Annotated in this window: 13 protein-coding genes; 9 read left to right on the top strand and 4 right to left on the bottom strand. The window is 61.8% G+C overall.

Annotated elements, in window-relative coordinates; genetic code table 11:
* Positions 1-6: 6 nt before the first annotated feature.
* From RQ479_RS32840 to RQ479_RS32825, 4 genes are read right to left on the bottom strand one after another with little or no spacing between them, the layout of a single operon-like run.
* Positions 7-840, bottom strand: a complete 834-nt coding sequence (locus RQ479_RS32840; RefSeq protein ID WP_376706123.1) for a carbohydrate ABC transporter permease — start codon at positions 838-840, stop codon at positions 7-9.
* Positions 837-1,682: a carbohydrate ABC transporter permease gene (locus tag RQ479_RS32835; protein ID WP_376706122.1), complete on the bottom strand. Its 846-nt coding sequence runs from the start codon at positions 1,680-1,682 to the stop codon at positions 837-839. Before RQ479_RS32835 ends, RQ479_RS32840 begins: the two co-directional genes overlap by 4 nt.
* Positions 1,683-1,734: 52 nt before the next feature.
* On the bottom strand, positions 1,735-3,054 hold the full coding sequence (locus RQ479_RS32830; protein ID WP_376706121.1) for an ABC transporter substrate-binding protein: 1,320 nt from the start codon (positions 3,052-3,054) through the stop codon (positions 1,735-1,737).
* Between the two features lie 37 nt (positions 3,055-3,091).
* The gene (locus tag RQ479_RS32825; protein WP_376706120.1) at positions 3,092-4,108 is read right to left on the bottom strand and encodes a LacI family DNA-binding transcriptional regulator; all 1,017 of its coding nucleotides are present in this window, start codon (positions 4,106-4,108) and stop codon (positions 3,092-3,094) included.
* A 634-nt stretch (positions 4,109-4,742) separates the two neighbouring features.
* Between RQ479_RS32825 and RQ479_RS32820 the strand changes: the two genes are divergently transcribed.
* The 9 genes from RQ479_RS32820 (at position 4,743) to RQ479_RS32780 (ending at position 15,062) form a co-directional block, all read left to right on the top strand.
* A complete protein-coding gene (locus RQ479_RS32820; protein ID WP_376706119.1) occupies positions 4,743-5,087 on the top strand; it encodes a non-heme iron oxygenase ferredoxin subunit in 345 nt (114 codons plus the stop codon).
* Positions 5,088-5,143: 56 nt separating this feature from the next.
* Positions 5,144-6,442, top strand: coding sequence for a sugar ABC transporter substrate-binding protein (locus RQ479_RS32815; RefSeq protein ID WP_376706118.1), 1,299 nt, complete (start codon positions 5,144-5,146; stop codon positions 6,440-6,442).
* Positions 6,443-6,518: 76 nt separating this feature from the next.
* Positions 6,519-7,517: an ABC transporter permease gene (locus RQ479_RS32810; RefSeq protein ID WP_376706117.1), complete on the top strand. Its 999-nt coding sequence runs from the start codon at positions 6,519-6,521 to the stop codon at positions 7,515-7,517.
* Positions 7,514-8,542 carry an ABC transporter permease gene (locus RQ479_RS32805; RefSeq protein ID WP_376706116.1) on the top strand — a complete coding sequence of 343 codons (1,029 nt, stop codon included), beginning with the start codon at positions 7,514-7,516 and terminating at the stop codon, positions 8,540-8,542. The genes RQ479_RS32810 and RQ479_RS32805 overlap by 4 nt, the downstream gene beginning before the upstream one ends.
* Positions 8,543-8,558: 16 nt before the next feature.
* Positions 8,559-10,109, top strand: coding sequence for an FGGY-family carbohydrate kinase (locus tag RQ479_RS32800; protein ID WP_376706115.1), 1,551 nt, complete (start codon positions 8,559-8,561; stop codon positions 10,107-10,109).
* Between the two features lie 5 nt (positions 10,110-10,114).
* Positions 10,115-11,602, top strand: coding sequence for a sugar ABC transporter ATP-binding protein (locus RQ479_RS32795; protein ID WP_376706114.1), 1,488 nt, complete (start codon positions 10,115-10,117; stop codon positions 11,600-11,602).
* Positions 11,603-11,697: 95 nt separating this feature from the next.
* Positions 11,698-12,699 (top strand): fatty acid desaturase, encoded by a 1,002-nt coding sequence (locus tag RQ479_RS32790; RefSeq protein ID WP_376706113.1) that lies wholly within the window; start codon positions 11,698-11,700, stop codon positions 12,697-12,699.
* A gap of 6 nt (positions 12,700-12,705) precedes the next feature.
* Positions 12,706-13,956 (top strand): NAD(P)/FAD-dependent oxidoreductase, encoded by a 1,251-nt coding sequence (locus RQ479_RS32785; RefSeq protein ID WP_376706112.1) that lies wholly within the window; start codon positions 12,706-12,708, stop codon positions 13,954-13,956.
* Positions 13,956-15,062, top strand: a complete 1,107-nt coding sequence (locus tag RQ479_RS32780) for a zinc-binding dehydrogenase (protein WP_376706337.1) — start codon at positions 13,956-13,958, stop codon at positions 15,060-15,062. The genes RQ479_RS32785 and RQ479_RS32780 overlap by 1 nt, the downstream gene beginning before the upstream one ends.
* Positions 15,063-15,066: the final 4 nt, after the last annotated feature.

Raw genomic sequence — 15,066 nt, 5'->3', positions numbered from 1 at the left:
AGGGGTTCAGCCCTTCACCGAACCGCCGGCCATGCCCTCGATGAAACGCTTCTGCATGAAGACGAAGAGCAGGACGACAGGGACGACGATGATGAGGGCGGCGGCCATGATCTCGCCCCAGTCGGAACTGTACTGGCCGGAGAGCAGATAGAAGGCGATGACGGCGGTGACGTTTTCCTGTTTCTGCAGGAAGGTGGTCGCTATCAAAAACTCGTTCCACGAATTGAGGCCGATGATGAGCGCCACCGTGAGGATGCCGGGTGAGACGATCGGCAGCATAACCCGCCAGAAAACCTGCCAGGAGGTGGCGCCATCGACGATCGCTGCTTCTTCGAGTTCTTTCGGAACCGCGATGAAGTAGGTTCTGAGCAGCATCACCGCGAACGGGCTGTAGAGTGCCGTGTAGATCAGCGCCACGCCGAAAATGTTGTTGATCAGACCAAGCTTGGCGAAGCCGAAATAGAGCGGGAAGATGTAGAGCTGGATCGGCGCTGTCGTTGTCGCGAGCAGGTAAAAGGTGAAGATCTTCCACGACGTGATCTTCTTGCGAGCCAGCACATAGGCCGTCAGCGACGAGGTCGAGCAGACCAGCACGATCGTCGTGCCGCTGACGACAAGGGAGTTCACGAAGGTCTTCGAAAACTTCGCATGGTTCCAGGCATTGACGAAGTTCTGCCAGCGGATCGGTTCCGGCAGGCCCAGCGGATTCTGCACGATCTGAGCCGCCGGCTTTAGGGAGTTGAGCACCAGAAGCGCGATCGGAAACAGGGCGATGAAGGCGAACAGGCCGAGAAGCGCATAGGAAACCGTCAGCGTCAGGCGGCTTTCGACAAGTCTCACTGCTCTCCCTCCCGCGTCTGGATGCGGACATAGAAGAACGTGCCCACCAGCCCGAACAGGCTGATGACAAGCGCCGCCGCGGCGGCCTGCCCGACATTCAGGTCATAGAAGGCCTTGCGGTAGGCGAGGGTGGACAGGAGCTCGCTCGAAAATGCGGGGCCGCCCTGGGTCATGATGTAGACGAAGTCGAAGGCGAGGAACGACCAGATCACCGTCATGATCATCATGAGTGTTATGGTCGGGCGAATGCCGGGCAACAGCACGTAGCGCATCATCTGGAAATAGGTGGCGCCCTCGATCCGCGCGGCCTCGATCTGCTCTTGCGGCACCTGGCGGAGCGCTGCAAAGAAGATGACGCAAAGAAAACCCCACCAGTGCCAGAGATCGACCGTTGCGACGCCGAACAGCGCTAGCGGCGGCTGTGTCAGGGGGTTGGGTATCAGCATGCCGTATTTCTTGAGGATGCCGAATATGCCGGTCACGGGGCTGTAGATCATGCCTTGCCAGACGCGTGCCGTGATGGCGGTGGCGATGACGACGGGAAGGAAATAGACGATCTGGAAGAAGTTGCTGCCGCGGCGCACGATCAGCAGCATCGATGCGGCAGCGAGGCCCATGAGGATAGGCACGGTCAGGAAGACGAGCGTCCAGATCATGTTGTTGCCGAGCGCCGACCAGAACACGCGATCGGCTGCCAACGCCCGGAAGTTGTCGAGGCCGGCAAAGGTCGGCGCTGAGATGCCGTCCCAATTGCAGAACGCGAGAACGACCGTCAAAAGTGCCGGAACCAGCACGATGACGACATTGATGATCATCGTCGGGACGATGTAGAGCCGATGCATGGTATTCCTCCGTGGGAGGGCGACGCATATCGCGCCGCCCCTCAGCGGTGTGTCAGGCGCGGGGCGGGATTGCAGGCACCTTGCCCGCGTCCTTTTCCTGCTTGAAGGTCTCGTCGAGCTTCTTGAGGAAATCGGTGGACGAAGTTTTCTTGAGCCAAACCTCTTCCATGCCGCTGACCAGATAGGTGTCGGTCGCGGGCGGCAGGAAAGTCCACGTCGTATAGCCATACTTGCCCGCGCCCACGGCGGCGGACAGCTCCTTCATGGCCTCGGTGTAGAGCGGCAGCACCTTGTCCGAGAGCTTCACCTTGGAGAGATCCACGAGCGGCAGGTTCCATTCGCCCTGCCAGACCGAGTTCATCTTGCTGTAGAAATCGTCCTGGAACATGTAGTCGAGCACAGCGGCCGCACCGTCCGGGTTTTCCGACTTGGCATTGACCGAAAGTGTCGAGCCGATGCCAAGCGGAAAGATCGGATCGCCAGACGCGCTGGGAAAGCCCACGAAACCCGGTTCGGCATTGTTGTCAGGAAAGTAGGGCTTGATGTTGGTGAAGCTCCAGGTGCCCGTAGGGGCCATGCCGGCCTGGCCGGTGGCAATCTGCGCAAAGGACTGCTCGAGGGTCAGCGAGAAGTAGTTCTCGCCGAAGTAGCCCTTGTCCCACCACTCGGCCAGCTTGTCGATTGCCGCGACGAAGGCCGGATCGGTCCATTGAATGGCTCCCGTCAATGCCTTGTAGACGTTTTCCGGGCCAGCGACCGAGTTGATGGCAATCGAGACATGCCACTCGTTCGCCGGACGCCAATCGGCATTGCCGGCGCCGAACGGCACGAGGCCCTTGCCCTTCATTTCGTCGGCAAGTGCTTCAAGTTCCGCTATCGTCGTCGGTGCTTTCCAATTGTTCTTCGCAAACAGCGTCTTGTTGTAGAAAAGGCCAAGCGTCTCATAGGTCTTGGCGAGCGCATAGAGCTTGCCCTCGTAGCGGCCGAGATCAAGGAACAGGGGCAGCAGCCGTTCATTCCAGCCGTATTTCTTGGCATAATCGTCGAGTGGCAGGAGTTGTCCGGCCTGTGCCATGGCGGCGACGTAGCTCGGGCCTGCGGTGAAGACGACGTCGGGTCCAGTGCCCGAGAGCATGGCGACACGAAGCTGCTTGTCGAGGTCCGAGCCACGGAAGTCGATGCTCAGGAGCTCTTCCGGATGAGCCGCGTTGAACGGATCCACCAGCAGGTTCTTGAGATTGTCCTGGTTCTCCGGCGATGCCGATTCATACCAGAACGTCACAGGCTTCTGGTCGGCAGCGAAGGCGAGGCGCGGCAGGAGCGGCAGGCTTGCCAGACCAAGTCCGGCTTTCAAAATTGTACGGCGTTGCATGGCTTCTTCCTCCCAGGTTTTGTCAGTCGGCCCGTATCTAGATGGCTCGTGTCGAGCCTCGTTGGATAAGTTCAAAGGGCATTTCCAGCGCTGTCCCCGCACCGGTCTTCGTGCCGCGAAGCCGCTCCATCAGCGTCTGTGCCGCGCGCGCTCCCATTTGCCATTGAAACTGTGCTACCGTGGTCAGTGGTGGCGTGACCAGCTTCGCCGCAGGAATGTCATCGAAGCCGACGACGGCGATCCCCTTGGGTATCTCGATGTCGCGCTCGCGCAGCGCCTGCATGACACCGACTGCCATCAGGTCATTCGCGGCGAATATTGCCGTCGGCTGAAACGTGCTTGCGAGTATGGCGTCGGCAGCGCGCGTGCCGCCGATCTCCGAGAATTCCTCGTCGATGACCACCTGCTCCGGATATCCCGCCTTGGCGAGGGCCGAGCGATAGCCGTCGATGCGTGTGGCCTGAGGGCCACCGCGGCCTGCTACCATGGCGATGCGCTTGTGACCCTGGCCAATCAGGTGGTCCGTGACCGCAAGCGCAGCGGCCCGGCTGTCGACATAGATGTCGTCGACGACGATTTCGCCGCCGCGCTTCTTGGAAGACTCGATCCGCACCACCGGAACCCCTGCTTCGACCAGGGGACTGAAATCGTTGGCACGCAAGGTGAAGAAAACGCCGATCACGCCATCAACGCGACCCTGCCGGGCCCAGTCGAGGAAGTGCCGCTCGCGTTCCGGGGTGCCATCGGTGTTGACTGCGATGACGTCATAACTCAGGCCGTCCGTCACCGATTGGATGCCGCGGATCAGCGACGGATAGAAAGGATTGGTGATGTCGGGCACGATGCAGGCGATGGTCATCGAACGGCTGGTCTTCAACGCCTGCGCAAAGCGATTGGGAACGTAGCCGAGGTCCTTGGCGGCCTTGGTGATGCGCGCCCAGGTATCCGCCGGGATCGAAGGAGCGCTGCCGCCGCCCAGCACCATGGAAACAGTGGCCTGCGAGACCCCCGCCGCTCTTGCTACATCCTTCTGGGTCGCTCTGCCGTTTGCCATCGAAAAAACTCAGTGATACGTATTACTGATACGTATCACTATGGAACTCTCTCCTTCGCTGTCAAGCGCACGGGCAAACCGGCGGAATTTACTTTGTTCGACCTGATTGATGATGTAGGGGCGGCCGTGAGTTCAATCTGGCGGTGAAGCGTGGGCTCGCGAAGCGGGCGGCGTATTGGCGCATCAACTTATCCCTATCCCGCCGAACGTCGCGAGCGGACTGGTCGTGAACGTGACCCTCTGCTTTCCCGATATCATCCTGCTTGCTTGAGCTTCCTCGGTCTCGGCATCCCGCCGCCCATGCGCTTGGCAACATAGTCGGTGTGGGCCGGCGACCATCTCGGCAGCGCTTGGTCGATCGCCGCGTTTCCCGGCGTAGTCATTGTCATCATGAGGCTCAGCATAAGCCCTGCGTCTCGCTGCGCGACGGTTTGACCCGATTCTCCGATAGTTCTCGGTGCCCGGCATCTCACAGCGCCCGGCTGCGGGCGCGCCGAAGTCTGGGCGCGTGCTCTCGCAGGTCGTTCGAGCCGGCTCGGCATAGGGTTCATCGATATCTCCATTCCCACAATGAATTTGCGAGCGAAGGAAAGTGAACGAAAATAAACGAAACAAAGCGGATATGGGGAGGCACATGGACGCGCAAACTAACGCAGACAGCAAGCAGTGGATCAAGGCGATCCGTGCCGACAGTCTTCCCGTCGACGATGCGACGCGCATTGAGCACCAGGGAGTGTGTATCGCCATCTTTAATCTTGCCGGCAAGTTCTACGCTACATCAGGCATTTGCACGCATGCCCACGCCTTCCTTTCGGAAGGCTACATCGACGGCCAGACGGTGGAGTGTCCTCTGCATCAGGGACTCTTCCACATCCCCACCGGCACACCGCTTTCACCGCCAGTCACCGAGCGGCTGAAAACCTACGAAACCAAGCTGTCGGACGGCTACGTCCACATCTTGGTGGAGGGGCGACAGTGACTTGAACTATTCGGGACATATCCCGGGCTTAAACCAAAATATGGGAGGAAACCTAAATGCTAAAATTATCACGCCGCCATCTGTTGAAGACGGCCGCTGTACTTTCCGTGCTCGCTGCTGCGCCGCTGACAACAGTTCCGGCCTTCGCCGAAGATTCCGTCCACGCCGTTCTCAATGGCCTGATCAAGAAATACTCTGACGAAGCCAAGGCCGGCATGTCGAATGGCGACGTCGGCGCACTGTTCGAGAAGGATGGTTTCCGGGACTATCTCGACGTCTATCCGGTCGGCGACCTCGCAGGCGGATTCGTCTGGAAGCCGGGCATGGGCGCCAGCTTCGTCGGCCCTTACAGCAAACTGCAGATCAAGGCGCCTTTCACTGAATATCTGCCGTTGCCTGAAGGTCCGGTGCTCGACGCCAACAAGAAATACCGGATCGGCCTCGTCTTCCATGGATTCAACCATCCTTGGCTGATCAGCCTCGCCGATACCGCCGCCTGGGAGGCCAAGCGTCATCCCAACATCGAACTGGAGGTGATCGACGCCGAGTTCGATGACAACAAGATGGGCCAGGTGATCGATACCTGGATCGCCAAGCAATATGACGGCATCGTGCTGTGGCCGAACCGTGAAGCGCCGATGGGCCCGCCCGTCGACCGTGCTATCGCCGCCGGCATTCCGGTCGTCAGCCTCGACCGTCGCACCTCATCCGAGCAGATCAGCTCGGAGGTTCTGGGCAACTTCTATGCGAACGGTCTCCAGGAGGGCCTGTACCTCAAGCATGCCGCGCCGGACGGCAATATCATATTCAACCGCAAGGATCTCGGCAGCACCGCGGATTCGATCCGCACCGGTGCCTTCCTCGAAGCGATCGGCAATACGCCGGGCTACAAGGTGCTGGCCAACTATCACACCAACAGCCAGCGCACGTTGGCGTTCAAATCGACGGCGGATGCCCTCCAGGCATTTAAGGACATCTCGGTGTCGTTCAACACCGGCGGCGAGGAGGCCATGGGGGCTCTCGACGCGATCCGTGAAGCCAGTCGGCTGAACAGCGGGCCGGGCGGCAAGAAGATCATGATTCTCGCCAACGACGACGCCCGAGAGGTGCTGAAGGAGATCAAGGCCGGCAATATCGACATGGTATCGCCCTACACGCCGTTGATCGGCGACATCGGCATCCGCGCCGTCGTAATGCATATTGGCGCCAAGGCGGGCCTCAACGAAGCGCCGCCGAAGCTTATCATGACGCCGAACCTGCCGATGATCACCAAGGAGAAGATGAACATCGAAGGCATCGAGACGCTGACTCCCGACGAATGGCCCTACGCATATGGCCCGGAGGTCTCGGGCTGATATCCACTTCCAAGACGACTGCCGGCCCTCTCGCGGGAGGGACGGCAGTCGTTGACCCAAGGCAGGCGATTGCGTCATGACGATGGATACTCTTGAGACAAAGGTGGTCGAACCCGCTTTGCCGGCGCGGCCTTCCGATGCTTGGCGGCACCTGAGCATCGGAGCTATGAGCCGCGCGGCGGTGCTGGTCGCCCTCGTTATCGTCGGGCAGGCGATCGCACCGTCCTTTCTTTCCCTTGCCAACATCCACGTCATCCTCCTGGCCGTGGCCGCTATCGGCATCATGGCCTACGGCATGACGCTGGTCGTCATTACCGGCGAGATCGATCTTTCCATTGCCGGCATCGCAATTCTCTCCTGCGTGGCCGGAGGACTGATGATTCCGACGGGCTCGGCCACGCTGGTCATCGGCGCCACGCTTCTCACCGGGCTGGTTGTCGGCTTGGTGAACGGCGTCCTTGTCGCCGCCTTGGGCATCCCGTCGCTGATCGCTACGCTTGGCATGTTGGGCATAAGTCGCGCGCTGGCCAATATAGCGTCCGGCGGCCAGGCGCTCTATCCTGAAGCCATTACTGCTTACCTCTGGCTCGGTCGCGGCAACATTGCCGGCATTCCAGTCCCGGTCGTGCTGCTCATCGTTCTAGGCGCCGCCGCGATCGCGCTGACCAAGTATTCGATCTTCGGCCGCGAGCTCTACGCCACCGGCGGGAACGTGAGGGCCGCCGCGCTGTCGGGCATCAATGTCGTAGGCATACGCACCACTGTCTTCATAATCTCCGGGGCCTGTGCCTCGCTAGCCGGCATGCTGGAAAGCGCGCGGCTGTCCTACATCAATCCCGCCGGGCTTGAAGGCATGGAGCTGTCGGTGCTGGCGGTGACGGTATTGGGCGGCGCGGCACTCGCCGGCGGTTCAGGGTCCATCGCGGGCACCCTGGTTGCCGCCCTCATCATCGGTATCGTCAACAACCTTCTCAACCAGTTCGGCGTCAGCATATACCTGCAGCAGGTGGTGACCGCGGCGGTCATCCTGGCGGTCGTCTTGCCCGGCATGCGGCAGCGGGGGATCGCGAAATGAGCGCCATCGAACTGTCCGCTCCATCGTCACCTCGCGCCGCCCCATTTCTGCAGGGTCTGCTGCGCGACCCGATCGTATGGCTGATCGCGATTATCTTCGTGGTCGGCGCGCTCACCTCCGAATACTATTTGACCGCCCTGAACCTCGAAAATCTGATGCGCAACATCGCCGTCATCGGATTGCTGTCGCTCGGAATGACGGTGGTGCTGCTTACCGGCCGCATTGACCTTTCCGTAGCGGCGTTGATGATTTTTTCGATCATCGTCGGCTTGGTCGTGATGGCCGAGATCGGCCCAATGCTAGGCAGCCGCTGGCTGGTGCGCGGTAACACCTATGCGGGGCCGATCCTGCCGGTGATTCTGATCGCGCTTGCGACCGGCATTGTCGCCGGCGCGATCAACGGCGTCGGCGTTGCCTACTTCAAGGTTACATCCTTCATCATGACGCTGGTATCGTTGACCGCGCTGCGCGGCTTCAACTATGTGCTCACCAACGGCCATCCCTATTACCTCAAGGCGCCGTTCTATGGCTGGATCGGCGACAGCAAGATCTTCGGCATGCCGGTGAGCTTCCTGATCTTCCTCGCGGTGCTCTTGGCGCTCATCGCCTTCGTCAACGGAACCGTGCGCGGCGCTCGCTTCTACGCCATCGGCGGCAACGAGAAGGCGGCGCTCTATGCCGGCATCAAGACGCAGCGCTACGTACTGCTGGCCTACGTCATCAGCGGCCTCTGCGCCGCCATCGCTGGCATCGTCTTTACGGCGCGGCTGAAGTCTGTCGACGCACCGCTTGCCGCGGGTTACGAACTGACGGCCATCGCCATCGCCGTTATCGGCGGAACAGCGCTTTCAGGGGGCGTCGGCTCGCCATGGCGCACATTGCTCGGCAGCGTCGCCTTTGCCGCCGGTCTGAATCTGCTGGCGATCTGGGGCGTCGGCACTTGGTATCAGAACCTGGCGATCGGCATCGCACTCATCGCATCGGTGGGCCTGTCGAAGATGAGCCGCAAGAAGACACATCCATAATCAGGAGAGGCATTTCATGGGCGGACATCTAACGCTCGGCATCGACATCGGCACGACCAACGTCAAGGCGGCGATCCTCGATACCAACACCGGAAAGGTGGTGGCGTTCGGCTCGCAAGAGCATCCCTTGTTCCATCCGTTCCCCGGATGGGCGGAGCAGGAAGCCTCGAACTATTGGGGGGCCGTCGTCTCGGCTGTCAGGCAGTGCCTGGAGCAGGGCCGGTTTTCCGACGACATCGCCGCGATCGCATTGTCTGGCCTGGTCGGCGTGACGCTGCCGGTCAGCGATCAGGGAAAGCCGCTGCGCCCGGCGATGATATGGATGGATTCCCGCTCGGAAGAAGAATGCGAGGATATCCGCCGCAGTGTCGGCGAGGCGACCATCAACAAGAACAACGGCAACCGCGTCGCCCCTTGGTTCATCGACCCCAAGGCGTTGTGGATTAAGAAACACGAGCCCCACATTTTCAACGCGACGCACAAATTCCTGTCGCCGTCGGGCTACTGCACCTACCGAATGTGCGGCAACTTCACGATGAACACCGGTGACGCCGGCCTAGCCTATGCCTACGAGTACCAAAAGGAGCGTTGGAACGAATCCATCGCCACGGCGATCGGCATCCCGCTGGAGAAATTCCCCCGCCTGTACAGGTCACATGAGGTAGTGGGCGAAGTCACCAGGCAGGCGGCCGAAGAGACCGGACTGCGTCCCGGCACCATCGTGGCGGCAGGCGGCACCGACATCAGCTCGGCGGCACTGGGCGTTGGTGTAACCAGGGCCGGCGAGGCCTATTATTCGATGGGCACTGGCTCGAACCTCGGCATCATGATCCCGACCGAGCAGGACGTTCATGAATACCGCATCCTGAAATGGCCGCACGTACTGCCCGGCCTGACCATGTTCGACGGGCCGATGGCCTTCACCGGCGCATCGCTGAAATGGTTTCGCGACCAGTTCGGCGATTCCGAATTCCGGCTGGCCGAGCGCATGGGCCACAACGTCTTCGACCTTTTCACCGAGCAGGCCAAGCATGTGCCCGCCTGTTCCGACGGCCTGCTCTATTTGCCGTACCTCGGCAATACGCTGTCGCCGAACTGGAACAGCAACGCCGCGGGTGTCTTCTTCGGCGTACGCCCGACGACGACGCGCGCGCATTTCATCCGTTCGCTGATCGAAGGCGTTGCATTCGACCTGTACTCAAACGTTCGCATCGCCAATCAGGCCGGCGTGAACGTTGATGGGTTGATCCTGAACGGCGGCCCGACCAAGAGCCGCTTCTGGAACCAGATAACCGCGAGCGTCGTGAATCTGCCGCTGAAGGTGCCGGATATCGGCGAGGCGGCGCCCATCGGGGACGCCATCCTCGCGGGCGTTGCAGCCGGCATCTACAAGTCGCCGATCGAGCCGCTCGAAAGCATCGTGCGTATCAAGGAGACGATCGACCCCGATCCGAAGCTTCACGAGCGCTACCACGACTTCTTCGAGGTCTGGTCCTCGATCTACCAGAATCTGCGTGGCGACATGGATCGTCACCGCGCCCTGCTCAATCGGTATCATTCGGGATGACGGCGATGAACGTCTCGCTGCTTGAGGTCCAGTCGATCCGCAAGGCGTTTCCCGGCGTGGTTGCGCTGGCCGACGTCACCTTCGACCTGAAGGCCGGGGAAGTGCATGCGCTGGTTGGGGAGAACGGCGCGGGCAAGTCGACGCTGCTGTCGGTCATGAACGGGCTGATCGCGCCGGACAGCGGCGAGATCCGCATCGAGGGCCAGCCGGTCGTGTTAAGTGATCCGACGGTCGCGCTGGCCAACCGACTGTCTCTGGTCCACCAGGAACTGGTGCTGTGCCCGAACCTCAGCGTCGCCCAGAACATCTTCCTCGGTCGCGAGCCCGCGGCTCGCCTCGACCGCAATAACCGGGCGGCGCTCAACCGGATGGCGCGGGAACTCCTCGACGAAATCCATGTCAGCCTCGATCCGTCGCGTCCGGTCTGTGAACTCAGCTTGAATGAGCAGCAGGTAGTCGAGATCTGCCGAGCGCTGGCAAGCCGGCCGAAAGTGCTGGTTTTCGACGAGCCGACCGCCTCGCTGAACGACGATCAGGTCGGTCACCTGCTCGCCGTCATCCGCAAGTTGAAGGCAAGTGGCCTCGGCATCGTCTATGTCTCGCATCGGCTCGGCGAGGTGCTGGACATTGCCGATCGGGTGACCGTGCTGCGCGACGGCCGTGTCGTTGGCACGCGCGACGTTGCCGACCTCGACGAGACGGCGCTCGTCTCTATGATGGTTGGGCGCGAGCACAAGCCGGGCCAGAGCGCTTACAAGGAGCGCCGGCAAGGTTCCGTCGCCCTGGAGGCCAAGGCGATCGGTAAGACCGGGGTGTTTGACGACGTATCCCTTGAGGTGCGTGCCGGCGAGATCGTCGGCATCGCCGGCCTGCTTGGCTGCCAGCGCGAATCCGTCGCGCGCGCGATCTTCGGCGCCTCATCGATCGACCGCGGGGAAATTCGTGTGCACGGCAAGAGAGCGCCCCTTCGCTCGCCGCGCGATGCAATTGCTTCCGGCATCGCCTTCATGCCGGCCGACCGCAAGGGCGAGGGGCTGGTCCTGCCGATGAGCGTCGGCGACAATCTCGGGCTGACGATCCTGCGCCGCTTTGGCCGCTTCGGCTTCCTCAAGCGCCGGCAGAAGAATGCATCGGCCAACGATCTGGTGCGCAAGCTTGCCATCAAGGCCAGCGGCCTGTCGCAACTGGCTTCCCAGCTCTCGGGCGGGAACCAGCAGAAGATCGTCATCGGCAAATGGATCGCGCGCGGCGGCGATATCGTAATCGCCGAAGATCCGACCCGCGGCGTCGATGTCGGCGCGAAATTCGAGATCTGGCGTGCGATCCAGGGCCTTGCCGACGAAGGCAAGGCGGTGCTGCTGCTCACCACGGAGCTGCAGGAAATGATGGACGCCTGCGACCGTATTCTGGTCATGAGCCGCGGTCGGATTACCGGGCATTTCCAGCGCGAGGATTTCTCGGCCGAGGCGATAGCTCATTGCTTCGTTGCCTGAACGCAGGATCGATAACGGCATGGAAACAATGAATTTTCTATTTCCCGTCCGCGTCGGTAGGTCTCCTTCGACAAGCAATTTGAAGGAGGATCGGTATGCAGGGCGATAATTCTGCCAGCTATGCGGGCATCGGCGGCATCGGCAGCAAAATTTGGCCGCTGACGGGCCCCGAGATCATTTCGCGTGACAAGCTGAAGAGGCTTCGCACGCGCACCAATGGGCCGGGCCTGATCAGGCTCGCGGTGCACATCGGCGCACTAATCCTTGGTGCTCTGGCCGTCTATCTGTCGTCCTCGACGCCGTGGCTTCAGATACCGGCGATGTTCGTCTACGGCGTTGTTATCGTGCTGCTGTTTGCACCGCTGCACGAATGCTCGCACGGCACGGCCTTTCACTCGCGCTGGATCAATCACCTCATCGGTTTCGCCGTCGCCGCGCTCACCTTCCGGCCGTTTCTGTATTTCAAATACCGCCATGCCGCGCACCACACCTACACTCAGCATGAGGACCACGATCCTGACATCGTGCCTTTCCCGACCTCGCTGCGCGACTATTTCGGGCAGATACTCGGCCTATCCTTCTGGCCCAAGTTGGTCGGCACGTTATGGCGCGGCTCGACCGGGCGCTTTACCGACGAAGAACGCGAATTCTTGCCGGAATCCGTCTGGAAGCAGGTGATGTTGGAAATCCGGCTACTGGTCTTGGCCTATATCGTCATTGCCGCCTTCTCGATCTACTACGGAAGCACGATCGCGCTGATCTATTGGTTGATGCCCCGTGTCATGGGCGAACCGGTGCTGCGCGCCATCCGCATGGCCGAGCATACAGGTGCCGAAGAAAGCCCTAACCTGCTCGCCAACACCCGCACCACTCTGGCCAATCCGGTCCTGCGGATGCTCTATTGGAACATGCCGTTCCATGCCGAGCACCACTTGGCCTCGTCTGTGCCGTTCCACGCGCTCGGCAAGCTTCACAGCGAGGTTTCGCCGCATCTGCAATGTGTCAGCAAGGGATACATTCAGGTGCATCGCGAGATAATCCGCGACGTGCTGAAGAATGATCGTCCCGGCGCCGCACCGGCCGGCCAGGGAGCCTGATTGGCCGTGGCTGGTTTCGGAAGAACGGCCGGCGTCGTGATCGTCGGCGGAGGACATGCCGGCGGTCGTACCGCCGAGCGGTTGCGGCACGGTGGCTTCGTTGGCCCGATCGATGTGGTCGGGATCGAACGCGAACTGCCATATGAGCGCCCGCCGCTGTCGAAAAGCGTGCTGACCGCAGCCGAGATTCCGGCGAACGCCTATCTTCTGCCGCCGGCCCGCTGGAACGAGTTCGACGTCAGGTTTCACCTCGGCGCCGAGGCGACCAGCATCGACAGGCAGGCCAAGGCGGTGATGCTGGCCGATGGCAGTGGACTGCCGTACCGCAAGCTGGTGCTTGCGACCGGGCTCTCGCCGCGCCGTATCGAATCTCTGGAGCCGCTCGCGGACCGGGTCGCCTATCTCCGCTCGTTTCAGGACGCGCTAGGCTTGCGCGACCGCATCCTGCCGGGCTCTTCGGTCGTGCTGGTGGGGGCAGGGCTCATCGGTTTGGAAGTCGCGGCAAGCGCGGTGAAGCGCGGCGCGACCGTGACGGTGCTGGAAGCGGCGGATCGCCCGCTGAGCAGGCTGCTCCCGCCTTACATGTCACGGTGGCTTGCGGACGTTCATCGGCAGGCGGGCGTCAAGATCCTCTGTGACCGGCAGGTTGTCGCTTCGGAGCCGTCGGGCGGCAAGGCTTTGCTCCGCCTGAACGATGGCACCCGGGTTAAGGCCGATCTCGTCATTGTCGGCATCGGTGGAACGCCGAACGACCAGCTTGCCCGCGACGCCGGGCTGAACGTCGACAACGGCATCGTGGTCAACGAGTTCGGCCAGACCAGCGATCCCGACATCTTCGCCGCCGGCGACGTCGCCTCGCATGAGAATCGTCTGTTTGGCAAGCGCTGGCGGCTCGAATCCTGGAAAAACGCCGAAGACCAGGGCGGCATCGTCGCTGCGCAGATTTGCGGCAGTCCGGCGCCGTATGATGAGGTGCCCTGGTTCTGGACCGACCAATACGACTTGAACATCCAAGTCGCCGGAATACCAGGCGATCGGGAGCCGGCCTATGAGCGCGGCAGGCCGGGCGACCGCACGTATCTCGCCTACTTTACCGATGGGGAGCGTCTCGTCGGCGCTATCGGCATCGCATGCGGACGCGACATCCGCATCGCTCGCGAGACGATCAAGACCGGCGGCCAACTGTACCCTGCCGAACTCGCGGCGAAGGGGTTTACGGCGTTTGGCGCGGCCCAGCCTGAAAGGCTGGCATTGTGATTCGCTCGTCCGCCGCGATCTGTTTCGAGCCGAACAGGCCGCTTGCCGTCGAAGAGATCCAGGTGGCGCCGCCCGGTCACGGCGAAGCACTGGTCGAGATCGTTGCTTCAGGCCTTTGCCACACCGACCTGACCGCGCTGGACGGCGTCAACGCGACCAGCGTTTACCCGCTGATCCCCGGCCACGAGGGCGCGGGCCGCGTGATCGAGGTGGGTGAGGGGGTTTTTGACCTGAAACCCGGCGACCATGTCATCCCGCTCTATGGACCCGAATGCATGCATTGCCGCATGTGCCGCAGCGGCCGAACAAATCTCTGCTGGACGATCAAGCCGACGCGCGACAGGGGCGTGATGCCGAACGGCACGTCGCGTTTCACGTTCGAAACCGAGCCCGTACATCATTTCATGGGAACATCGACGCTGTCTCGCTACACGGTCGTGCCGGAGATCGCGCTTGCCAAGATACGGCCGGATGCGCCGCTCGAGAAAGTCTGCCTGTTCGGCTGCGGCGTGACCACCGGCGTGGGCGCCGCGCTTGCCGAAATTCGAGAAGGCGACGCTATCGCTGTTTTCGGCCTCGGCGGCATCGGCATCAATGTCGTGCAGGGTGCGCGGTTGGCGGGCGCCAAGACCATCATCGGCATTGATGTCACCGATCGCAAGAACGCGCTTGCCCGAGCCTACGGCATGACCGACTTCGTCAATGCCGGCCGGGAAGGTGCAAAGGTCATGCAGGCGATCCGTGACTTGACCGACGGCGGCGTCGACGTAGCTTTCGAATGCACCGGCATTGTCCAAGTCATGCGCCAGGCTTTCGACTGCTGCCAGCCTGCCTGGGGTACGGCGGTGCTGCTAGGCGTCGAGCCTCCCGGCGCGGAACTGGGCTTTCCGCCGGTCGGCGTCCGCTATGGTAGGAGCATTCGGGGCGGCTATTTCGGCGGCGTCAAGGGGCGCAGCGGCCTCGGCCGGTTGATCGACTTCTACATGGAGGGTCGGCTGGATTTGGACCGGCAGATCACCCACACGCTTACGCTCGATGAGGTCAATCGCGGCTTCGATCTGATGCGGGCGGGAGAGTCTGTTCGCAGCGTCGTCCACTTCGGGTGAGCGG

It is taken from the genome of Mesorhizobium sp. ISC25, assembly GCF_042295465.1.
In the GTDB taxonomy this organism is placed as follows: domain Bacteria; phylum Pseudomonadota; class Alphaproteobacteria; order Rhizobiales; family Rhizobiaceae; genus Mesorhizobium.
This window is presented reverse-complemented; position numbering and strand designations above follow the sequence as displayed.